Raw genomic sequence first — 20271 nt, 5'->3', positions numbered from 1 at the left:
GCTCATATAGCGTTATGAGACGTTGACTCCGAAGTCGAGTGCGATCCCCCTCAGGCCCGACGCGTATCCCTGCCCCACCGCCCGGAACTTCCATTCCCCCTGGTAGCGGTAGACCTCGCCGAAGATCATGGCGGTCTCGGTGGAGGCGTCCTCGCTCAGGTCGTAGCGGGCGAGTTCCTGGCCGTCGGCCTGGTTCACCACGCGGATGAAGGCGTTGCTGACCTGACCGAAGGTCTGGCCGCGCTCGTCGGCCATATGGATCGAGACCGGGAAGACGATCTTGTCGCAGTGCGCCGGCACCTTGGAGAGGTCGATCAGGAGCGACTCGTCGTCGCCGTCGCCCTCGCCGGTGAGGTTGTCCCCGGTGTGCTCCACCGAGCCGTCCGGGCTCTTGAGCTGGTTGTAGAAGACGAACCACTCATCGCCCAGGACGCGGCCGCCGCTGCACACCAGGGCGCTCGCGTCGAGGTCGAAGGGGGCTCCGGTGGTGGAGCGCGCGTCCCAGCCGAGCCCGATCATCACCTGGGTGAGATTCGGTGCGGCCTTGGACAGGGAGACATTTCCTCCCTTGGCGAGCGTGACGCCCATGATGCTGGTCCTCCCCGCGTGAAGCTTCTTTGGTTGTCCTGCGCATCCGGCGCCGCACCCAAACGGTACGGCGCCGGACTCAGCCAGTCGTGTCCTGGACGCTCACATCCCGGATGGTGAACTCAGACGTTCACACCGAAGTCCTGCGCGATGCCGCGCAGGCCCGACGCGTAGCCCTGGCCGATGGCGCGGAACTTCCACTCCGCACCGTGCCGGTACAGCTCGCCGAAGACCATCGCGGTCTCGGTGGAGGCGTCCTCCGAGAGGTCGTAGCGCGCGATCTCGGCGCCCCCGGCCTGGTTCACGACGCGGATGAAGGCGTTGCGCACCTGACCGAAGGACTGCTGGCGGTTCTCGGCGTCGTAGATCGAGACCGGGAAGACGATCTTCTCCACGTCGGCCGGGACGCCCGCGAGGTTGACCTTGATCTGCTCGTCGTCGCCCTCGCCCTCACCGGTGAGGTTGTCACCGGTGTGCTCGACGGAGCCGTCGGAGCTCTTGAGGTTGTTGAAGAAGACGAAGTTCGCGTCGCTGCCGACCTTGCCTTCCGGGTTCAGCAGCAGCGCGCTGGCGTCCAGGTCGAAGTCGGTGCCGGTCGTGGTGCGGACGTCCCACCCCAGACCGACGATGACCGCAGTGAGGCCCGGGGCCTCCTTGCTCAGTGATACGTTGCCGCCCTTGCTGAGGCTGACTCCCACGAGTCCTCCATTGGTGTCCAGGGGCGGGGAGCCCCGCCGTGCGTTTGATATCGGATCAACGAGTCGATCCTAGTGACGGGTTCCCGTGGCTCGCATGCCCTGGTACCGAAGAATCAGAGGGTGTCGAGCGCCTTGACGTACTCGTTCAGGTCGCGCGCGTCCGGCAGGGCGTTGACGACGGTCCAGCGGACGACGCCCTCCTTGTCGATGACGAAGGTGCCGCGCACCGCGCAGCCCTTGTCCTCGGCGAAGACGCCGTAGGCGCGGCTGACCTCGCCGTGCGGCCAGAAGTCGCTGAGCAGCGGGTACTCCAGGCCCTCCTGCTCGGCGAAGACGCGCAGGGTGTGGATGGAGTCGTTGGAGACGGCGAGCACCTGGGTGTCGCGGTCGGAGAACTGCGGCAGGTTGTCGCGCACCTCGCACAGTTCACCGGTGCACACGCCGGTGAAGGCGAAGGGGTAGAAGAGCAGGACGACGTTCTTGGAACCGCGGAAGTCGGAGAGCTTCACGGTCGCGCCGTGGTTGTCCTTGAGCTCGAAGTCGGGGGCCTTGTCGCCGACCTGGATCGCCATCGTCGTGGGTGTCCCTTCGGTGGGGCTGTTCGGGTGGAACCCACCCTATGCAGCGGCCACCGCGGCCCGTGCAGGAGGCCGGGCCGGGCTTTTCAGCCCGGCCCGGCGCCGCCACCGGCTACTACCGATTACTTCTTGGTCTTCGCGGCCTTGGGCGTCACCAGCCGGCTGCCGCTCCAGTCCTTGCCGACGCTGACACTCTTGGACGCCGACAGACCCGCCGTGGTCGCGGCTTCAGAGATGTCGCTGGGCTCCACGTAGCCGTCACGGCCGGTCTTCGGCGTCAGCAACAGGATCGCGCCGCCCTCTTCGATGTACGTGGTGGCGTCCACCAGCGCATCCGTAAGGTCGCCGTCCTCGTCGCGGAACCACAGCACCGCGGCATCGGCAACGTCGTCGTAGTCCTCGTCCACGAGTTCTGTGCCGGTCACTGACTCAATGGCCTCGCGGAGTTCCTGGTCTACGTCGTCGTCGTAGCCGATCTCCTGGACCACCTGCTCGGGCTGGAACCCCAGCCTCTCGGCAAGGGTCCGCTCCTCCGCGTGGTCCGCGGTCGCGCTCACGGGTTGCCTCCTGATCATGTCTTGGGAAATAACTCAGCCACGCGCGTGCGCGAAGCATTGGCCGTAGTCCACACGGGCGGGGCGGATCGCGCAAGTACCCGGCCGTTCAGACCGCCGAAACGGTGACGATCCCGAACGTGTCACCCCAACTCCAGGCACACCCTCATCGTCTCAGGGTGACGCGCACCACACCAATCTGCCCCCTTTGTTCTTTTGGGAACCATCGGTTGCGTCCGCACCGTTCCCCAGGAACCGGTTACCCCACAGTAGAGATGACGTTTGGCGCCCCGAGGTACACGATGGGGAGCGGTGCAGACACCCAGAAACCCTCGAAACACGGCCCTCTGACAGGTAAGGAACAGCGTGGCTTCCGGATCCGATCGCAACCCGATCATCATTGGCGGCCTTCCGAGTCAGGTTCCTGACTTCGATCCCGAGGAAACCCAGGAGTGGCTCGACTCCCTCGACGCCGCCGTGGACGAGCGCGGCCGGGAGCGGGCCCGCTATCTGATGCTGCGGCTGATCGAGCGAGCCCGCGAGAAGCGTGTCGCCGTGCCCGAGATGCGCAGCACGGACTACGTCAACACGATCGCGACCAAGGACGAGCCGTTCTTCCCGGGCAACGAGGAGATCGAGCGGAAGATCCTCAACGCCACCCGGTGGAACGCCGCCGTCATGGTGTCCAGGGCTCAGCGCCCCGGCATCGGAGTCGGCGGTCACATCGCCACCTTCGCCTCCTCCGCCTCGCTCTACGACGTGGGCTTCAACCACTTCTTCCGGGGCAAGGACGAGGGCGACGGCGGCGACCAGGTCTTCTTCCAGGGTCACGCCTCGCCGGGCATCTACGCCCGCGCGTTCCTGCTGGACCGCCTCAGCGAGCAGAACCTGGACGCGTTCCGCCAGGAGAAGTCGAAGGCGCGGTACGGCCTGTCGAGTTACCCGCACCCGCGGTCGATGCCGGACTTCTGGGAGTTCCCGACCGTGTCGATGGGCCTCGGCCCGATCGGCGCGATCTACCAGGCCCGGATGAACCGCTACATGGAGGCGCGCGGCATCGCGGACACCTCCAAGTCGCACGTGTGGGCGTTCCTGGGCGACGGCGAGATGGACGAGCCGGAGTCGCTCGGCCAGCTGTCCATCGCCGCCCGCGAGGGCCTGGACAACCTCACCTTCGTCGTCAACTGCAACCTCCAGCGCCTCGACGGCCCGGTGCGGGGCAACGGCAAGGTCATCCAGGAGCTGGAGTCGATCTTCCGCGGCGCCGGCTGGAACGTCATCAAGCTGATCTGGGACCGCACCTGGGACCCGCTGCTCGCACAGGACCGCGACGGCATCCTCGTCAACCGCATGAACACCACGCCGGACGGCCAGTTCCAGACGTACGCCACCGAGACCGGCGGCTATATCCGCGACCACTTCTTCGGCGACGACCAGCGGCTGCGCGCGATGGTCGAGGGCATGACCGACGACCAGATCCTGCACCTGGGCCGCGGCGGTCACGACCACAAGAAGATCTTCGCGGCGTTCTCGGCGGCCAAGGCGCACAAGGGCCAGCCGACGGTGATCCTCGCCAAGACGATCAAGGGCTGGACGCTCGGTCCCAACTTCGAGGGCCGCAACGCCACGCACCAGATGAAGAAGCTGACGGTCGACGACCTCAAGCGCTTCCGTGACCGGCTGCACCTGCCGATCGCCGACAAGGACCTGGACAGCGGGGTTCCGCCGTACTACCACCCGGGGCGGGACTCCGAGGAGATCCAGTACATGCACGACCGCCGCAAGGGGCTCGGCGGCTACGTCCCGACGCGTGTCGTGCGCTCCCAGCCGCTGGCTCTGCCGGACGACAAGACGTATGCGACCGTGAAGAAGGGCTCGGGCCAGCAGTCGATCGCGACGACCATGGCCTTTGTCCGGCTCCTCAAGGACCTCATGCGGGACAAGGAGATCGGCAAGCGGTTCGTGCTGATCGCGCCGGACGAGTACCGCACGTTCGGCATGGACTCTTTCTTCCCGAGCGCGAAGATCTACAACCCGCTGGGCCAGCAGTACGAGTCGGTCGACCGCGAGCTGCTGCTCGCCTACAAGGAGTCGCCGCAGGGCCAGATGCTGCACGACGGCATCTCCGAGGCGGGCTGCACCGCCTCCCTCATCGCGGCGGGCTCGGCATACGCCACGCACGGCGAGCCGCTGATCCCGGTCTACGTCTTCTACTCGATGTTCGGTTTCCAGCGCACCGGCGACCAGTTCTGGCAGATGGCCGACCAGCTGGCGCGCGGTTTCGTGCTGGGCGCGACCGCCGGCCGTACGACACTGACCGGCGAGGGCCTCCAGCACGCGGACGGCCACTCGCAGCTGCTCGCCTCGACGAACCCGGGCTGTGTCGCCTACGACCCGGCGTACTCGTACGAGATCGCGCACATCGTGCAGGACGGTCTGCGGCGGATGTACGGGGGCTCCGAGGAGCACCCGCACGGCGAGGACGTCTTCTACTACCTCACCGTCTACAACGAGCCGATCCAGCACCCGGCCGAGCCGGAGAACGTCGACGTCGAGGGCATCCTCAAGGGCGTCCACCGGATCGCCGAGGGCACGGCGGGTTCCATCCCCGCGCAGATCATGGCGTCCGGCGTGGCCGTCCCCTGGGCGGTCGAGGCGCAACGGATCCTCGCCGAGGAGTGGAACGTCAAGGCCGACGTCTGGTCGGCGACCTCCTGGAACGAGCTCCGGCGCGAGGCCGTGGAGTGCGAGGAGCACAACCTGCTGCACCCGGAGGAGGAGCAGCGGGTGCCCTGGGTGACGCGGAAACTGAGCGGCGCCGAGGGGCCGTTCGTGGCCGTCTCCGACTGGATGCGGTCGGTGCCGGACCAGATCGCGCGGTGGGTGCCGGGGACGTACCAGTCGCTCGGCGCCGACGGCTTCGGTTTCGCGGACACCCGCGGTGCGGCGCGGCGCTTCTTCCACATCGACGCGCAGTCGATCGTGGTGGCGGTGCTGACCGAACTGGCGAAGGAAGGGAAGGTGGACCGGTCGGTGCTGAAGCAGGCGATCGACCGGTATCAGCTGCTCGACGCGTCGGCGGCCGATCCGGGCGCCGCGGGCGGCGACGCGTAGCGTCCGCCGCGTCGACGGCTTGACGGGGTGGTGTAGCCCGTGGGTGACCCGCGGGCTACACCACCCCTTCACATTTCCTACGATGCGGCCATGAAGCATCCGCCCGCGCAAGTCCGTTGGGAACGGCTCACCCAACGGCCCCTGTTCGGTCTGGCCCTGGCGTTCGCCGTGGCCTATGCCGTACCGATCGTCGAGCCCGACGCGAGCCGTGCCGTGGTGGCCGCGTGTCTCGCGGTGGAGTGGGTGGTGTGGGGCGCGTTCGCGCTGGACTACGTCGTCCGGCTCCTTCTCGCGGAACGGCGCCTGGAGTTCGTACGGGCGCACTGGCTGGACCTGTGCGCGGTGCTGCTGCCGTTGATACAGCCGCTTCGGCTGCTGCGGCTCGTGTCGACGCTGATGCTGGTGGGGCAGCGGGCGCGGATGGCCTCGCAGATCCGGCTGACCACGTATGTCGCCGGGGCGGTGGTCGGGCTGCTGATGTTCGGGTCGCTGGCGGTGCTGTCCGTCGAGCGGGACTCACCGGACGGGAACATCAAGACGCTGGGTGACGCGGTGTGGTGGTCGTTCACCACGATGACGACCGTGGGGTACGGCGATCATGCTCCGACCACCGGGGTGGGGCGGATGCTCGCGGTCGGGCTGATGCTGTCCGGGATCGCCCTGCTGGGTGTGGTGACCGCGAATATCGCCGCGTGGTTCATAGCGCGGTTCGAGATGGACGACGTGGAGGAGCGACGGCAGACGGAGGCGATACGGCTGCTGACGGAGGAAGTGCGCGCGCTGCGCGCGGAGGTCGCTTCGCTGACGGGGGCACGGGTGCCTGGGCACGTCGGCGAGGAACAGGTGCGTTAGGGGTTGCCCCAGCCCGGCGCTACGGGGCGCCGATCTCGATGGCCCAAGGGGCGCGGGGAACTGCGCGACCAGCCACACACGACCCGCAGCCGCCGTAGAACCCAAGGCTTCGATCCCCGAGGCGCTAGGGGGTGTTTCGAAAGTCCCGCACAGCACCCACGGCGCCCGGCACGCACCCTCCCTTCGTCCGGCACTCCCCCAGCCTTCGGCCGGGGGGACCCCCAGGGCACGCACCGGACACCGCGGGCACCGCACGGGACTTTCGAAACACCCCCTAGTACAAACCGTTGCCCGGGGTTGCCGCACCCGCCAGCCAGATGATCGCCAGCAGGGTGTCGATCGCGCCCAGGACCAGGGCTGTCAATGCCGGGACGGGGCGGGCACCGGACCAAGTGCGGTTCATGGCCAGCCAGCCGCAGACCATCGCCACCGGGCCGAGGATGATGCCCAGTACGAAGAGTCCGGCGATTGCGCAGATGGCTCCGATGATCCCCAGTGTCGCGCGATCCGGCCCGGTCCGTGACCACGTCCGGCCACGTGAGCGGGGGTGCTTGCGCGTGCCGTGTCCGAAGCCCGCCATCGTCAACTCCCTGGTTAGGCGTTCGACTTGGCGAGTACCCACGGTGTGCTTCTCATGCCCGCGCTCCGGGCCTGTGGCGCGCTGACCCCCTCCGGCAGCGCGCCGCAGGCCCTGGCTTGACCCACTGTGACCTGCGGCGCATGCCGGTTGGGAGGGATCTTCGGCGTTGTCACCCTGATAGGGGAACTCGTCAGATGTGCGCCGCGCCCGCGCCCGCCTCCGCGTTCTCACCGCGCTTGGTGAGGAAGGCCACGAAGACCGCGACGACCGCCACACCCGCGGCGACCAGGGAGGCCAGGCTCATGCCCGAGATGAACGTGTCGTGCGCGACATCCGTGATCTTCGCGGCGACGGCGTCGGGCGTACCCGGGGCCAGCGGCGCCACGCCGACCTGGACCGCCTCGGACGCCTGGGCCTCCTGCGCCGCGGTCAGCGGCGGCAGGCCCGCGGACGTCCAGTTGCCGGCGAGGTCGCTGTCGACCTTGGAGGCCATGACGGCGCCCAGCACGGCCGTACCGAGGCTGCCGCCGATCTGCATCGCGGCCTGCTGGAGACCGCCGGCCACACCGGACAGCTCCATGGGCGCGTTGCCGACGATGACCTCCGTGGCACCGACCATGACCGGCGCCAGGCCGAGGCCGAGCAGAGCGAACCAGAGCGACATGACGGCGCTGCCGGTGTCCGTCTCCAGCGTGGACATGCCGTACATGGCGATCGCGGTGAGCGCCATGCCGCCCGCCAGCGGGACACGCGGGCCGAGCTTGGTGATCATCGCGCCCGCGAGCGGGGAGCCGACGATCATCATGCCGGTGAGGGGGAGGAGGTGGAGGCCGGCGTCGATCGGGCTCATGCCGTGGACGTTCTGGAGGTAGAACGTCACGAAGAACAGGCCGCCCATGAAGGCGATGGCCATCAGGACCATCAGGACGACACCCGCGGAGAGCGGGACCGAGCGGAAGAGGCCCAGCGGGATCAGCGGCTCCTTCACCTTCGTCTCCCAGAAGGCGAAGAGTACGAAGCCCACCACGGACGCGGCTATGAACAGCCACGTCTTGCCGTCACCCCAGCCCCACGCCGGGGCCTTGATGAGCGCCCACACCAGGCAGAACATCGCGGCCGACAGCAGGACTATGCCCAGGATGTCGAAGGAGCGCGGGGCGTTCTCGGCACGGTGGTCGAGGAGGATCAGCACACCGAGGACCACGGCGAGGATGCCGACCGGCACGTTGATGAAGAACACCGACTGCCAGTTGACGTGCTCGACGAGGACGCCGCCGAGGATCGGGCCGCCGGCCGTGGAGGCACCGATGACCATGCCCCAGATACCGATGGCCATGTTGAGCTTCTCGGCCGGGAACGTCGCCCGCAGCAGGCCGAGTGCGGCCGGCATCAGCAGCGCGCCGAACAGGCCCTGGAAGACGCGGAAGACGACGACCGCGGCGATGCTGCTGGACAGGCCGATCGCGCCGGAGGCGGCGGCGAAGCCGATCACGCCGATCAGGAAGGTCTGGCGGTGGCCGAAGCGGTCACCGAGCTTGCCCGCGGTGATCAGGGAGACCGCGAGGGCGAGGAAGTAGCCGTTGGTGATCCACTGCACCTCGGCGAAGGACGCGCTCAGGTCCTTCTGGATGGCCGGGTTGGCGATGGCCACGATGGTGCCGTCGAGGGCCACCATCATGACCCCGACCGCGACGGTGATGAGGGTGAACCAAGGGTGGCCGCGCAGCCCCTTGGCCGGCGTCGCATCCGACGGGGCTTCTGGTGCCCGGTCCCCCGGCCCCGTCGTCTTGATGGTGGTCTGACTAGTCATGTGTTCGAGGCTAATGACAGCCACTGACAATTGACAAACCAATTCACAAGTCGGTAACTGACACCTATGGAAACACTGCGCGAACGCAAGAAGCAGCGCACCCGGGAAGCACTGCTGCGTACCGCGCTGGAGCTCTTCACCACACAGGGGTACGAGCGCACGACCATCGACGACATCGCGGAGGCCGTCGATGTGTCGCAGCGCACATTCTTCCGCTACTTCGCCGGCAAGGAGGAGGCGGCCCTCGCCCTGATGGACGTGACGGTGGCGCACTTCCTTCAGGGGGTGCGCGAGCGCCCGCCGCACGAGGCCCCCATGGAGGCGCTGCGCCAGGCCGTGCTGGAGGGCTGGGACACGCTCAACGACGTGATCGAATCCATCGCGCCGGTCGAGCTGTATCTGCGTATGTGCCGGGTGATCGAGTCGACACCCGCCCTGCTCGCCGCCCATCTGCGCCGCTCGGTCGAGGTCGAGGAGGCGATGGCGGCCATCCTCGCCGAGCGCGAGGGCGTCGACATGCACACGGATCCGCGACCGCGGCTGGCGGTGGCCGTCTTCAGCGGTGTGATGCGGCTGACGGAGCGTCAGTGGAGTGTCGGCGAGGACTTCAGCCTCGACGCCATACGGGCACTGACCGTCTCATATCTCGAACAGGTGGGTCCGGCACTCAGCGAGAGCTGGCGAACACACTGAGGTCATCGGCGTGTTAGACACCACCTTGATCGAAACGTGATACCCGTCACTTGGCTAACGCGAGACCCTCTCGTTCTCCTAGTGTGTCCTCCCAGTGACTTCCTTCGACACGTCCCCGCAACTGAACGTCTGGCGCGCTCTGCTCGCACTGGCCGTGGTGTTCGTGATGCTGGCGACCACCGGATGGACCGCCCTCCGCCACCACCGGACCGCTCCACCGCTTCAGGCGTCGCTCAGCGCCTGGGAGCACGGCAGCATCGCCGGCCACCGGCTGCCGGCCGCGACATCCTCCCCCACGCGCCTCGCCCGGTTCTTCACCTCCCTCACCGAGGCACAGCGCACCGACCTCGTACACCGCTACTCGCTCGCGGTCGGCAACATGAACGGCGCTCCCGTCGAGCTGCGCTACCGCGCCAACCGCGTCGCCCTCGCCGAGGCGCGCGAGGTCGAGCGCAAACGCATGTACGACAAGAAACTCACGCCCGACGGGCAGCGCGAGGCGGGCCGCCGTATGCATCGGTTCGAGTCGATGATGCAGGCGGACCGGCGCATCCTCGCCTTCGACCCCGAGGGCTCGGGCCGGGCCGCCGAGGTGTTCGGCGACCTGGCCGAGGCGGAGCGGATCTCGGTCGTCGTCCCCGGCGTCGACACCGACCTGCTCACCTTCCAGCGCTCCAGTCGCAAGTACTCGGCGCCGGTCGGCATGGCCCAGTCGCTGTACGCGGCCGAGCGCGAGGCCAGCCCTTCGACGCGTACGGCCGTGATCGCCTGGGCCGACTACACCACGCCGAGCGGGCTCGGCATCGACTCGGCGACGGCGATGCGGGCCGCGGACGGGGCCGTACGCCTGGACGCGCTGGTGCGCGGTCTGCCCGGCCGTTCACCGGTCTCCCTCTTCTGCCACAGCTACGGCTCGGTGCTGTGCGGGATCGCCGCGCCCACGCTGCCGGGGCGGGTGGCCGACATAGCGGTGGCCGGCAGCCCCGGAATGCGGGTCTCCAAGGCCGCCAACCTGCGCACGTCCGCGCATGTGTGGGCGATGCGGGACGCGGACGACTGGGTGCAGGACGTGCCGTATCTGGAGGTCGGCGGGCTGGGACACGGGGAGGACCCGGTGTCCTCGGTGTTCGGCGCGCGGGTGCTGTCGGCGCGGGAGGCGAAGGGGCACGGCGGCTATTTCGAGCCGGGTACGGACAGTGTGGCGAACTTCGCCGAGATCGGTGTCGGCGCGTACCACTCGGTGCGGTGCGCAGACGATGCTGGGGCCTGTCGGGCGGGTTTGTCCGACACGGCGTCGGCCGGACGCGCGTAGAGGCGCAGGAATCGCGGTGTGCGCGGGGTGGCGACGGAGGAGCACGTGCCGCATACGATGAGCCGCATGGGTGACGTACTGGCCGGATTTCATGCCGCCTGGGAGTTCGAGTCCGACTCCGTGCTCATCCGCTACGAACGGGGCATTCGAACACCCAAGCTCTTCCAGGCGCTGGGGGAACGCCGGGTGCCTCTTGAAGCGATCGGCGGGGTCACGCTGGCGCCGGGGAAGCGCGGGACGGTGGTGCTGCGCCTGGAGCTGCGGCCCGGCGCCGATCCGTTGATGGAGGCGGCGGCGGGGCAGCTGAAGGAGGGCGGCGATCCGTATCGGCTGGTGTTGCCGGCCGAGCGCGAGACGCTGGCCGAGTACTACGCCGACGAGCTGCGGGCGGAGCTGAAGGACTCGGGGCCGGCGGAGGAGTTCCTCGTGGGGGCGCCCGATGTGCCGTTGCAGTTCAAGGCGTACGACGGGAAGGCGTCGTTCGACGGACAGACGGTGCGGTTCCGGTGGTTCTGGACGGGTGCCTCCTCCGCGAAGTGGAAGGCGGGGGATCAGAGCTTCTCCGTCACCGAGTTGAGCGGCGTCGAGTGGCGGTCGCCCGAAGTCTTCGAGGGGTACCTGCGGTTGCTCCGGCGGGACTCCGCCGACGACCGGCTCGCGCCCGAGCAGGTCGATCACGATCCGGCGGCTGTGGTGTTCGGGCTGGGGTACGGGCCGGTGCATGAGTCGTTGCCGTTCGCCGCGGCGGTGTTGTCGGCGGTGCGGGACCGCTCCGCGGGGGGCGCGGCTGTCCCGGCTGCGGCTGCGCCGCGCCGGGATCCCGCGGATATCGCCGAGCGGATTCGGCACCTGGGGGAGTTGCACCAGGCGGGGTTGGTGACGGATGAGGAGTTCTCCGTCAAGAAGGCTGAGTTGCTGGCGGAGCTCTAGCGCACAGCGTTTGCCGGGTTTCGGTTGGTTGGCGAGTGCGGGTTGTGGGGGCTGGTCGCGCAGTTCCCCGCGCCCCTGAAGAACCCTTACTCCCTGCTCGCTGATGTGAACCGCATGTCCGCGTACCTGTCGCCTGCCACCTCTGCCGCGATCGGCTCCAGGAGTTCCATGTCCTTCTCGCCCAGGACGATTCGGGTCGCGCCTGCGTTCTCCTCCACCCGGGTCGGCTTGCGGGTGCCCGGGATCGGGATGACCGGGAGGCCGTGCAGGGCCGCCTGTTGCTGTACCCAGGCCAGGGCGATCTGCCCGGGCGTGGCTCCGTGGGCCTCGGCGACCGTGCGGATCGGCTCCAGCAGGGCGGCGTTGGCGGCCGCGTTGTCTCCGGTGAAGCGGGGCTGTTGGCGGCGGAAGTCGTCTGCCGTGAGGTCCTCGGCCTTGGCGAAGGAGCCCGTGAGGAAGCCTCGGCCCAACGGGGAGTACGGCACCAGGGTCACGCCCAGTTCGCGGGCCGCGGGGACCACGTTCGCCTCGATGTCACGGCTGAAGAGCGACCACTCCGACTGGACGGCCGCGATCGGGTGCACCGTCTGCGCGGCACGCAGTTCGCGCGCCGTCACCTCGCTCAGACCCAGGTACTTGACCTTGCCCTCGCGGACCAGCTCGGCCATCACGCCGACGGTCTCCTCGATGGGGACGTCCACGTCGCGCCGGTGCATGTAGTAGAGGTCGATCGCGTCGACGTCCAGGCGCTTCAGGCTCGCCTCGACGCACTGGCGGATGTAGGGCGCGTCGTTGCGGATGATCCGCTTCGTCGGGTCGTCCGGGTCCATCGCCAGGGCGAACTTCGTGGCGATGACCACCTCGTCCCGGTGTGCCTTGAAGAACGGCGACAGGAACTTCTCGTTCTCGCCCGCGCCGTACGCGTCCGCCGTGTCGTACAGCGTGACGCCCAGTTCCAGCGCGCGCTCCAGGGTGGCCCTGGACTCGTCCGCGTCGGAGGGGCCGTACGCGAAGCTCATGCCCATGCAGCCGAGGCCCTGGACCCCCACCTCGGGGCCCGTCGCGCCGAGTCGTGCCGTCGCGATCCTGCTGTCCGTCATCCGGTCTTGCCCACCTTTTCCGTCGTGTTGTGCTCGTACGTCTTGTCCTGCTCGTACAGACGCCCCGCGTCCGCGTAGAAACTGATCTTCCGGTCGAGGACGGCCAGCGTGTCCTGGAGTTCGGCGATCCGGGCGAGGACGTCGCTGCGGGTCGACTCCAGCAGTTCGAAGCGCTCGCCGAACGTGTGGTCGCCCTCGCGCACCAGCTCGGCGTACCGGACCATGTCGGCGACCGGCATACCGGTCAGCCGCAGCTTGCCGACGAGGTCGAGCCAGTCCAGGTCGCGGTTGCTGTAGCGGCGCTGGCCGGTGTGCGAGCGGTCGATGTGCGGCATGAGGCCGATCCGCTCGTACCAGCGCAGGGTGTGGGCCGTCAGACCGGTGAAGGCGACGACCTCGCTGATCGTGTAGCTGTCCTGGCCTTGCGGCCGCCGGTGCGGGTGCGGCGGGGCGGCACAGCTGTCGGTCCTGGTACTCGTGGTCTCCATCACCGTCATGCGCTCAACGCTATGGCCTTGGAGCGCACTCCAAGCAAGCGGAAAAGGTAAGAAAAGCATGGGACATGGCGTGATCGCCGTGGCTAACGTGCCGGCATGAGTCTCGTACGCCGTGCCACGACGGAGGACGCGGAGGAAGTGCTGCGCCTGCGCCAGGTGATGATCGACACGCTGCCCGGTGGGGACACCTCCACAGCGTGGCACGCGGACTCGCTGCCGGCGCTGCGGGAGAAACTGGGCGTGGCCGACGGGGACTTCGCCGCGTTCGTCGTCGACAGTCCGGACCGGCCCGAGGCACTGGCCGCCCTGGTGGTCGGGACGGTCGACTACCGGATCGGGAAGGCGGGCAATCCGCGCGGGCTGACCGGGTACGTCTTCAGCGTCGCCACCGATCCGCAGGCGCGGCGTCGCGGGTACGCGCGCGCGTGCATGGACGAGCTGCTGGCGTGGTTCCGTGAGCGGGGTGCCGGACAGGTCATGCTGACCGCATCCACGGAGGCCGAGCCGCTCTACGCCTCCCTCGGCTTCGTCCACAAGCCGGACCCCACGATGATCCTCAAGCTCTGAGCGGCTTACGCTCGTCAGCATGTCCTTGCAGAGCCTCGCACTGATCGAGAACTGGCCGGTCCCCACCGCCGCCGCGGGTGTCGTACGGCAGGACGGCGCCGTCCTGGGTACGCACGGTCCCGCCGGGCACCGCTTCCCCCTCGCCTCGGTCACCAAGCCGCTGGCCGCCTACGCGGTGCTCGTCGCGTACGAGGAGGGGGCCGTCGAGCTCGATGAACCCGCCGGGCCGGAGGGGTCGACGGTGCGGCATCTACTCGCGCACACCTCGGGGCTGGCGTTCGACGAGCACCGGGTGACGGCCCCGCCCGGGGAACGGCGGCTGTACTCCAACGCCGGGTTCGAGCAGCTCGGGGACCATGTGGCCAAGGCGACGGACATTCCGTTCGCCGAGTATCTGCGGCAGGCGGTGCTGGAGCCGCTGGGGATGACCTCGACCTCGCTGGAGGGCTCCCCGGCCAAGGACGGGTTCTCGACGGTCGAGGATCTGCTGCGGTTCGCGGCCGAGGTGCAGGCGCCGCGCCTGCTGGACCCGCGGACGGTCGCCGAGGCGATGACCGTGCAGTACCCGGGGACGAAGGGCGTGCTGCCGGGGTACGGGCACCAGAACCCCAACGACTGGGGGCTCGGCTTCGAGATCCGGGACGGCAAGTCCCCGCACTGGACGGGCGCCTCGTCGTCGCCGCGCACCTTCGGGCACTTCGGGCAGTCCGGTACGTTCCTGTGGGTCGACCCGGACGCGGGGGCGGCCTGCGTCGCGCTGACGGACCGGGCGTTCGGGCCCTGGGCGGTCGAGGTGTGGCCCGGGTTCACGGACGCGGTGCGCGCCCAGCTGTAGCGCCGCCCGCCCCGAGAGCCTCGCTCTCGCCCTCGGCGTCGATGTGCGGCAGGATCCGGTCCAGCCATCGCGGCGTCCACCAGGCGTGCCGGCCCAGCAGAGTCATCACGGCCGGCACCATGAGCAGCCGGACCACCGTGGCGTCGATGAGCACGCTGACGGCGAGGCCCAGCCCGAGCATCTTGACCACGATGTTGTCGCTGATGACGAAGGCCGCGAAGACGCTCACCATGATCAGCGCGGCGCAGGTGATGACGCGGGCGGTGATCTCCAGCGCGTGGGCGACGGAGTCCTTCGCGTCCCCGGTGCGCAGCCACGCCTCGTGCACCCGGGACAGCAGGAAGATCTCGTAGTCCATGCTGAGCCCGAAGATGATGGCGAACATCATCATCGGCACATAGCTCTCGATGGGCACCTTGCCGTGCACCCCCAGCGCGGGCCCGCCCCAGCCCCATTGGAAGACCGCGACCACGACGCCGTACGAGGCCGCGATCGACAGGACGTTGAGGACGGCCGCCTTCACGGCGACCAGCAGTCCGCGGAAGACGGCCAGGACGATCAGGAAGGCAAGGGCCACCACGACGGCGATGATCAGCGGCAGCCGCTGCGCGACGATGTCGCGGAAGTCGACCTGCGCGGCCGTCGTCCCGGTGACGTAGCCCTTGGCGTCGGTGCCGGAGGCCGCGGCGGGGAGGGTGTGGTCGACGAGCCGGTTCGTCAGGTCGGTGGTGTCCTTGTTCTGCGGGGACACCGACGAGTAGACCGTCCCGACCAGGACGTCGCCGTCCTGCGTCGGCGTCAGCGGGCTGACGAAGGAGGTCCCGGACTCGTCGTCGAGGGCCTGCTGGGTCTTCGAGGCCAGGTCCGAGCGTTGCGAGTCCGGCACGGAGGTCTGGTCGACGACGATGGTCAGCGGCCCGTTGGAGCCGGCGCCGAACGCGTCGGTCATCAGGTCGTAGGCCCGCCGGTCCGTGAAGGACGTGGGGTCGGCGCCGTCGCCGACATGGCCGAGCTGGATCGAGAAGACCGGGACGGCCAGCACCGCGACGGTGACGACGCCGGCGGACAGGTACCGCCACGGACGGCGCTCGACGCGCTTGGCGTAGCGGTGCCAGGTGCCCTGCGACGTGTCGGCCCCGCCCCCTCTCCCGGCCTCGGTCTCGGCCCCGGTCTCGGTCTCGGTCTCGGCGATGGGCTTGCGCACATGCCAGCGGTCGATGGTGCGGCCGGTCAGCCCCAGCAGGGCCGGGACCAGGGTCAGCGCGCCCAGAACGGCCGAGACGACCGTCACGGCCGCGGCGACGCCGAGTTTGCCGATGAAGCTCACACCGGACACCCACAGGCCCATCAGGGCGACGATCACCGTCGTGCCGGAGACCAGCACCGCGCGTCCGCTGGTGGCCGCCGCGTGACCGGCGGCGCGCACCGGGTCGGCGCCGTCCATGAGGTTCTGGCGGTGCCGGGTGAGCAGGAAGAGCGCGTAGTCGATGCCGACGCCCAGGCCGATCATCGTGGCCAGAGTCGGCGACACCGTGGCGAAGGTGAACGCGATCGCGAGCAGTCCGAGGCAGGCCAGCCCGCCGACCACCCCGATCAGCGCCGTGACCAGCGGCAGCCCGGCGGCGATCACACTGCCGAAGCCGATCAGCAGCACCACGATGGCGACGCCGAACCCGATCGCCTCGCTGATCCGGTCGTTGCTCGCGGGCCGCTCCAGCTCGCCGAGCGATCCGCCGTACTCGACGTCGACGCCGGCCTGTCTGAGCGGCTCCACGGCGTTGTCGACGCCGTTCAGATAGCTCTCGCCGAGGAGGGAGGGCTGCTCGTCGAAGCGGATGGTGATGTAGCCGGTCCGCCCGTCCGAGGACAGTGGCCCGACCTTCGAGGAGGTGGCCTCCAGCGGGTTCTGCGCGGACAGCACGTGCGGCAGCTTCTGGAGGCCGGCGACGGCGGTCGACATCTGCGAGCCGACCGAGGTCAGGGACTCGTCCGCGTCGTGCATGACGATCTGGCTGCTGTAGCCGCCGGCCTGCGGATCATGCTCCTTGAGGACGTCCAGGCCCTTCTCGGACTGCACGTCGGACAGGGCGAAGTCGTCCGAGTACTCCCCGCCGTGGAGGTGGTTCACCGCCTGGAGCACGCCGAGCGCCACGACCCAGGCGACGATCACGATCACGAAGTGGTGGGCACACCACTCACCGAGACGTCGCAGTCCCCCTCTCGGGGCGTCTCCCCGTCCCCCTGCGGTCGTGCCTCTGGCCACGGGATCGGCTCGTCTCTGCCGGGCAACAGTCGGACACGTCCATTGGACGCCGCCCCGGCCACTTGGGCATCTCCAGCCCCACGCCTAACCGGCCATCTCCCACATCAGCAGCTCCGCCGCGCTCACCCCCACCGCCGCCACGTCCTTGGCGTCCGTGAGTCGCGCTGCGTCCCCGGCGCTCAGCTCCACGCCGTCCAGGCGCACTCCGCCGCGCACCACATGCACGTACAGGAACGCCCCGTCCGGTACCGCGGTCCGCTCCCCCGCCGCCAGCCGCCGTACGTGAAGCATCGCGCCCGCCTCCGGGACCGCGTACGGCGTCGAGTCCGCGATGCCGTGGACGATCTCGTACGCCGGGTCGCCGCCCGGCGACAGGGGGGCCAGCCAGGTCTGGACGAAGGTCAGCGGCGTGTCGGCGTCGTTGCGTTCGACGTGCCGTACGCCGCCCGCCGAGCTGAGCCGCTGCACGTCCCCGGGGCCGACCCGGGTCTCGTGGCCGGTGGAGTCGCGGTGGGTCAGCTCGCCCTCGACGACCCACGTCACGATCTCGGTGTGGCTGTGGGGGTGCTCGTCGAACCCGGCGCCGGGGGCGAGCCGCTCCTCGTTGCAGGCGATCATCGCGCCGAAGCGGAGGTTGTCGGGGTCGTAGTGCGGGCCGAAGGAGAAGGCGTGGCGTGACTCGATGCCCACAGCCGGGTCCCCTCCGGGGTAGCGCTCCGCGGCGCGCCGTACGTCCATCACGGGCACCACGGTAGCCCTGCCGGATGCCGGACAGCCGGACCGCGCCACCCGCACCCTCCGGTCCGTTCCCCCGCCCCCGCCGCCCCTACCCGTCCCATCCTGTGAAGGGGCTCCGCCCCTTCCACCTCGCTGGGGCTGCCGCCCCAGACCCCGCTTCGGCCCTTAAGGGGCCTCGTCCTCAAACGCCGGACGGGCTGAAGATGCTGGACCGGCGCCGGAACGTGGCGGGCCTCGCCCACAACCCCCCTCTGGCACGCACCCCCGTCCCGATAAGGCAGTCTTGTCCCCGTGCCCGAACCCGAAGCCCGTAAGTCCGAAGCCGCCGCGCACGCCACCCACCCGCACCCCGCGACCCTGAAGCGGCTCGAGAAATCCTCCGGTTCGCTCGCCGCGCAGGCCATCGCGCGGATGGACGAGACGCTGCCGTGGTACCGGGCGATGCCCCCGGAGAACCGTTCCTGGATCGGTCTCGTCGCCCAGGCCGGTATCGCCGCGTTCACCGAGTGGTTCCGGCATCCCGACGCGCCCCAGGCGATCTCCACCGACGTCTTCGGGACCGCCCCGCGCGAGCTGACGCGTGCCATCACCCTGCGCCAGACCGTGGAGATGGTGCGTACGACCATCGAGGTCATGGAGTCGGCGATCGACGAGGTGGCCGCCCCAGGCGACGAGAGCGTCCTGCGCGAGGCGCTCCTCGTCTACGCCCGTGAGATCGCCTTCGCCACCGCCCAGGTCTACGCCCAGGCCGCCGAGGCACGCGGTGCCTGGGACGCCCGCCTGGAGTCGCTCGTCGTGAACGCCGTGCTCAGCGGCGAGGCCGACGAGGGGGCGGTCAGCCGTGCCGCCGCACTCGGCTGGAACTCCCCCGAGCACGTCTGCGTCGTCCTGGGCACCGCCCCCGACGGGGACAGCGAGCTGACCGTCGAGGCCATCCGGCGGGCCGCCCGGCACGCCAAGCTCCAGGTGCTGACCGGGGTGCTCGGGGACCGGCTCGTCGTCATCGCGGGCGGCAGTGACAATCCCATCGCCGTCGCGAAGTCGCTGATCGGGCCGTATGCCGCCGGGCCGGTCGTGGCGGGACCCGTCGTACCCGATCTACTGGCCGCCACCCGGTCCGCGCAGGCCGCCGCCGCCGGGCTGAAGGCGTGTTCCGCCTGGCAGGACGCCCCGCGGCCGGTGCTTGCGGACGATCTGCTGCCGGAGCGTGCCATCGCCGGGGATCCCAGCGCGCGCGAGCAGCTGGTGGAGGAGATCTACAGACCGCTGGAGGAGGCCGGATCGGCCCTTCTGGAGACGCTCTCGGTCTATCTCGAACAGGCGAGCAGCCTGGAGGGCGCCGCGCGGATGCTCTTCGTCCATCCCAACACCGTGCGCTACCGGCTTCGACGTGTGACTGACGTCACCGGCTGGTCGCCTTCCGATGTACGCTCCGCGTTCACTCTGCGGATCGCGCTGATCCTGGGGCGTCTGGTCGACGGCGATCTTCAGCTCTAGGGTTTTGTCGGGGGCCCACAAAACCCCCTCGTGTTCTTCGTCCTTGTCCCCACGGGCGGCCGTGCCCGTCCCCAAGAGAGAGTGTGAGAGTGCTCGTACTCGTCGCTCCCGGCCAGGGCGCCCAGACGCCCGGCTTCCTGACCCCCTGGCTCGAACTCCCCGGTGCCGCGGACCGCGTCGCCGCGTGGTCCGACGCCATCGGACTGGACCTCGCCCACTACGGCACGCAGGCCGACGCGGACGCCATCCGGGATACGTCCGTGGCGCAGCCGCTGCTCGTCGCAGCGGGCATCCTGTCCGCCGCGGCACTCGGTGCTGAGGCGTTCGCCGCCGACGCGGCGGGCGCTCCGGGCGCCGTCGCGGGACACAGCGTCGGTGAGTTCACCGCGGCCGCCTTCGCGGGCGTCCTCGACGACACCGCCGCGCTCACCCTCGTACGCAAGCGGGGCCTGGCCATGGCCGAGGCCGCCGCGATCACCGGGACCGGTATGTCGGCGCTGCTCGGCGGCGACCCCGAGACCTCCGTCGCGCACCTGGAGAAGCTCGGTCTGACCCCGGCGAACATCAACGGCGCCGGGCAGATCGTGGCCGCGGGCACCATGGAGCAGCTCGCCGCGCTGAACGAGGACAAGCCCGAGGGCGTGCGCAAGGTCGTCCCGCTGAAGGTCGCGGGCGCCTTCCACACGCACCACATGGGCCCCGCCGTCGAGAAGCTGGCCGAGGCCGCCAAGGAGTTCGTCGCCGCCGACCCGAAGCTCACCTACGTCTCCAACAAGGACGGCAAGGCGGTCGCCACCGGCGCCGAGGTGCTGGAGCGCCTCGTCGGGCAGGTCGCCAACCCGGTCCGCTGGGACCTGTGCATGGAGACCTTCAAGGAGCTCGGCGTCACGGCTCTGATCGAGGTGTGCCCGGGCGGCACGCTGACCGGTCTGGCCAAGCGCGCGCTGCCGGGTGTGAAGACCCTGGCGCTGAAGACCCCCGATGACCTGGACGCTGCTCGCGAGCTCATCGCCGAGACGACCACACCTGCCGCTGACGCGGCGGGCGCCTGACAAGGAGCCCGAG

The 20271-nt window shown here is 69.5% G+C and carries 19 protein-coding genes; 9 read left to right on the top strand and 10 right to left on the bottom strand.

The window, feature by feature from the left end; genetic code table 11:
- Window positions 1-12: 12 nt before the first annotated feature.
- The 4 genes from ADK36_RS16345 to ADK36_RS16330 all read right to left on the bottom strand — a co-directional run bounded on the left by ADK36_RS16345 (window position 13) and on the right by ADK36_RS16330 (window position 2421).
- Window positions 13-588: a TerD family protein gene (locus ADK36_RS16345; protein WP_030054589.1), complete on the bottom strand. Its 576-nt coding sequence runs from the start codon at window positions 586-588 to the stop codon at window positions 13-15.
- Window positions 589-710: 122 nt separating this feature from the next.
- A complete protein-coding gene (locus ADK36_RS16340) occupies window positions 711-1286 on the bottom strand; it encodes a TerD family protein (protein ID WP_030054588.1) in 576 nt (191 codons plus the stop codon).
- Window positions 1287-1399: 113 nt separating this feature from the next.
- Window positions 1400-1858, bottom strand: a complete 459-nt coding sequence (locus tag ADK36_RS16335) for a peroxiredoxin (protein ID WP_048582333.1) — start codon at window positions 1856-1858, stop codon at window positions 1400-1402.
- A 128-nt stretch (window positions 1859-1986) separates the two neighbouring features.
- On the bottom strand, window positions 1987-2421 hold the full coding sequence (locus tag ADK36_RS16330) for a DUF3052 domain-containing protein (RefSeq protein WP_030054586.1): 435 nt from the start codon (window positions 2419-2421) through the stop codon (window positions 1987-1989).
- 363 nt (window positions 2422-2784) lie between these two features.
- Here ADK36_RS16330 and aceE point away from each other — a divergent pair, with 363 nt between their 5' ends.
- Together aceE and ADK36_RS16320 are read left to right on the top strand one after the other, a co-directional pair.
- The gene (gene aceE / locus ADK36_RS16325) at window positions 2785-5532 is read left to right on the top strand and encodes a pyruvate dehydrogenase (acetyl-transferring), homodimeric type (protein WP_048582334.1); all 2748 of its coding nucleotides are present in this window, start codon (window positions 2785-2787) and stop codon (window positions 5530-5532) included.
- A 90-nt stretch (window positions 5533-5622) separates the two neighbouring features.
- A complete protein-coding gene (locus ADK36_RS16320) occupies window positions 5623-6384 on the top strand; it encodes a potassium channel family protein (protein ID WP_048582335.1) in 762 nt (253 codons plus the stop codon).
- 274 nt (window positions 6385-6658) lie between these two features.
- Here ADK36_RS16320 and ADK36_RS16315 read toward each other — a convergent pair whose 3' ends face one another.
- The gene (locus tag ADK36_RS16315) at window positions 6659-6964 is read right to left on the bottom strand and encodes a hypothetical protein (protein ID WP_053198041.1); all 306 of its coding nucleotides are present in this window, start codon (window positions 6962-6964) and stop codon (window positions 6659-6661) included.
- Between the two features lie 190 nt (window positions 6965-7154).
- Window positions 7155-8774 (bottom strand): MFS transporter, encoded by a 1620-nt coding sequence (locus ADK36_RS16310; RefSeq protein WP_048582337.1) that lies wholly within the window; start codon window positions 8772-8774, stop codon window positions 7155-7157.
- 66 nt (window positions 8775-8840) lie between these two features.
- Between ADK36_RS16310 and ADK36_RS16305 the strand changes: the two genes are divergently transcribed.
- From ADK36_RS16305 to ADK36_RS16295, 3 genes are all read left to right on the top strand, one after another.
- Window positions 8841-9467: a TetR family transcriptional regulator gene (locus ADK36_RS16305; RefSeq protein WP_048582338.1), complete on the top strand. Its 627-nt coding sequence runs from the start codon at window positions 8841-8843 to the stop codon at window positions 9465-9467.
- Window positions 9468-9561: 94 nt separating this feature from the next.
- Entirely contained in the window at window positions 9562-10779 is a 1218-nt protein-coding gene (locus ADK36_RS16300) for an alpha/beta hydrolase (protein ID WP_048582339.1), read from the top strand.
- A gap of 57 nt (window positions 10780-10836) precedes the next feature.
- Window positions 10837-11709: a DUF4429 domain-containing protein gene (locus tag ADK36_RS16295; RefSeq protein WP_048582410.1), complete on the top strand. Its 873-nt coding sequence runs from the start codon at window positions 10837-10839 to the stop codon at window positions 11707-11709.
- An 86-nt stretch (window positions 11710-11795) separates the two neighbouring features.
- Here the strand turns inward: ADK36_RS16295 and ADK36_RS16290 are convergent, their stop codons facing one another.
- Together ADK36_RS16290 and ADK36_RS16285 are read right to left on the bottom strand one after the other, a co-directional pair.
- Window positions 11796-12809, bottom strand: a complete 1014-nt coding sequence (locus tag ADK36_RS16290) for an aldo/keto reductase (RefSeq protein WP_048582340.1) — start codon at window positions 12807-12809, stop codon at window positions 11796-11798.
- A complete protein-coding gene (locus tag ADK36_RS16285; RefSeq protein ID WP_053198034.1) occupies window positions 12806-13306 on the bottom strand; it encodes a MerR family transcriptional regulator in 501 nt (166 codons plus the stop codon). Before ADK36_RS16285 ends, ADK36_RS16290 begins: the two co-directional genes overlap by 4 nt.
- Window positions 13307-13402: 96 nt before the next feature.
- On the opposite strand from ADK36_RS16285, the gene ADK36_RS16280 reads away from it, so the two are divergent.
- Both ADK36_RS16280 and ADK36_RS16275 read left to right on the top strand, forming a co-directional pair.
- Window positions 13403-13873: a GNAT family N-acetyltransferase gene (locus ADK36_RS16280; protein ID WP_048582342.1), complete on the top strand. Its 471-nt coding sequence runs from the start codon at window positions 13403-13405 to the stop codon at window positions 13871-13873.
- A gap of 19 nt (window positions 13874-13892) precedes the next feature.
- Window positions 13893-14708, top strand: coding sequence for a serine hydrolase domain-containing protein (locus ADK36_RS16275; protein WP_053198032.1), 816 nt, complete (start codon window positions 13893-13895; stop codon window positions 14706-14708).
- Here ADK36_RS16275 and ADK36_RS16270 read toward each other — a convergent pair.
- The gene (locus ADK36_RS16270; protein WP_078942648.1) at window positions 14680-16971 is read right to left on the bottom strand and encodes an MMPL family transporter; all 2292 of its coding nucleotides are present in this window, start codon (window positions 16969-16971) and stop codon (window positions 14680-14682) included. The two genes, ADK36_RS16275 and ADK36_RS16270, sit on opposite strands and share 29 nt — an antisense overlap.
- 84 nt (window positions 16972-17055) lie before the next feature.
- Window positions 17056-17709, bottom strand: coding sequence for a pirin family protein (locus ADK36_RS16265; protein WP_107083738.1), 654 nt, complete (start codon window positions 17707-17709; stop codon window positions 17056-17058).
- Between the two features lie 291 nt (window positions 17710-18000).
- Between ADK36_RS16265 and fasR the strand changes: the two genes are divergently transcribed.
- Together fasR and ADK36_RS16255 are read left to right on the top strand one after the other, a co-directional pair.
- Window positions 18001-19206: a fatty acid biosynthesis transcriptional regulator FasR gene (gene fasR, locus ADK36_RS16260; protein WP_048582346.1), complete on the top strand. Its 1206-nt coding sequence runs from the start codon at window positions 18001-18003 to the stop codon at window positions 19204-19206.
- Window positions 19207-19295: 89 nt separating this feature from the next.
- On the top strand, window positions 19296-20258 hold the full coding sequence (locus tag ADK36_RS16255) for an ACP S-malonyltransferase (protein ID WP_053198030.1): 963 nt from the start codon (window positions 19296-19298) through the stop codon (window positions 20256-20258).
- The last annotated feature ends 13 nt before the right edge of the window (window positions 20259-20271 follow it).

The organism is Streptomyces viridochromogenes (assembly GCF_001270495.1).
Classification (GTDB): Bacteria; Actinomycetota; Actinomycetes; order Streptomycetales; family Streptomycetaceae; genus Streptomyces; species Streptomyces viridochromogenes_A.
Note: the sequence above shows the minus strand (reverse complement) of the source record. Positions and strands in the feature narration are given on the sequence as shown.